Genomic DNA, 1,791 nt, shown 5'->3' with positions numbered 1-1,791 from the left:
ATGTGTCGCGGATTTGCCTACGACACGGCCTACACGCTTACCCCGGCACAACCACCGGCCGGGCTCAGCTACCTTCCTGCGTCACCCCATCGCTTGACTACTACCCGCCAGGTTCCCACGCTCCCCACCATCCGTCCGAAGACATCAGGCAGTTCGGGTGGTTAGCACAACGAGGTTCATCAGGGACGCTCTTTCGCGGGTACGGGAATATCAACCCGTTGTCCATCGACTACGCCTCTCGGCCTCGCCTTAGGTCCCGACTCACCCAGGGCGGATTAGCCTGGCCCTGGAACCCTTGGTCATCCGGCGGAAGGGTTTCTCACCCTTCTTTCGCTACTCATGCCTGCATTCTCACTCGTGCCGCGTCCACAACTGGGTCACCCCGCTGCTTCACTCGCGGCACGACGCTCCCCTACCCATCCACACACCTGCACAAGGAATCACGTCCAAGCGAGGTTAAAATGTGAATGCCACAGCTTCGGCGGTGTGCTTGAGCCCCGCTACATTGTCGGCGCGGAACCACTTGACCAGTGAGCTATTACGCACTCTTTAAAGGGTGGCTGCTTCTAAGCCAACCTCCTGGTTGTCTGTGCGACCCCACATCCTTTTCCACTTAGCACACGCTTAGGGGCCTTAGCTGGTGATCTGGGCTGTTTCCCTCTCGACTACGAAGCTTATCCCCCGCAGTCTCACTGCCGCGCTCTCACTTACCGGCATTCGGAGTTTGGCTGATTTCGGTAAGCTTGTGGGCCCCCTAGACCATCCAGTGCTCTACCTCCGGCAAGAAACACGCGACGCTGCACCTAAATGCATTTCGGGGAGAACCAGCTATCACGGAGTTTGATTGGCCTTTCACCCCTAACCACAGGTCATCCCCCAACTTTTCAACGTTGGTGGGTTCGGCCCTCCACGCGGTCTTACCCGCGCTTCAGCCTGCCCATGGCTAGATCACTCCGCTTCGGGTCTAGAGCATGCGACTAAAGCGCCCTATTCAGACTCGCTTTCGCTACGGCTCCCCCACACGGGTTAACCTCGCCACATGCCACTAACTCGCAGGCTCATTCTTCAAAAGGCACGCCGTCACCCCGCAAGGCTCCGACGGATTGTAGGCGAACGGTTTCAGGTACTATTTCACTCCCCTCCCGGGGTACTTTTCACCATTCCCTCACGGTACTTGTCCGCTATCGGTCACCAGGAAGTATTTAGGCTTACCAGGTGGTCCTGGCAGATTCACGGCAGATTTCAGGGGTCCGCCGCTACTCGGGAACACCCACAGAAGGTCAGCAACTTTCACCTACCGGACTCTCACCGTCTACGGTCAGCCATTCCAGACTGTTCGACTAGCCACTGACTTTGTAACTTCTCGAACAAGTGTCAGCTTGTTCAGCAGGGTCCCACAACCCCGACCACGCAACCCCTGACAGGTATCACACGCAGCCGGTTTAGCCTCGATCCGCTTTCGCTCGCCACTACTCACGGAATCACTAAATTTGTTTTCTCTTCCTGCGGGTACTGAGATGTTTCACTTCCCCGCGTTCCCTCCACACACCCTATGTGTTCAGGTGTGGGTGACACCACATGACTGGTGCCAGGTTTCCCCATTCGGACACCCTGGGATCACAGCTTGGTTGACAGCTCCCCCAGGCCTATCGCGGCCTCCCACGTCCTTCATCGGCTCCTGGTGCCAAGGCATTCACCGTTCGCCCTTGACAACTTGACCACAAAGATGCTCGCGTCCACTGTGCAATTCTCAACAAACGACCAACCCACAACCCGATCCACCCCACACCA

At 57.4% G+C, this 1,791-nt stretch carries 1 rRNA gene (only partly in view); it reads right to left on the bottom strand.

Annotated features, from left to right (window positions below):
• Positions 1 to 1,720: ribosomal RNA gene (locus tag ABZV06_RS31835) — 23S ribosomal RNA — on the bottom strand; it reaches 1,488 nt to the left of the window's first position.
• Between the last annotated feature and the right edge of the window lie 71 nt (positions 1,721 to 1,791).

Source organism: Micromonospora sp. NPDC005172, assembly GCF_040608555.1.
Classification (GTDB): Bacteria; Actinomycetota; Actinomycetes; order Mycobacteriales; family Micromonosporaceae; genus Micromonospora.
The sequence above is the reverse complement of the archived record's forward strand: the minus strand, read 5'-3'. Positions and strand labels throughout refer to the sequence as shown.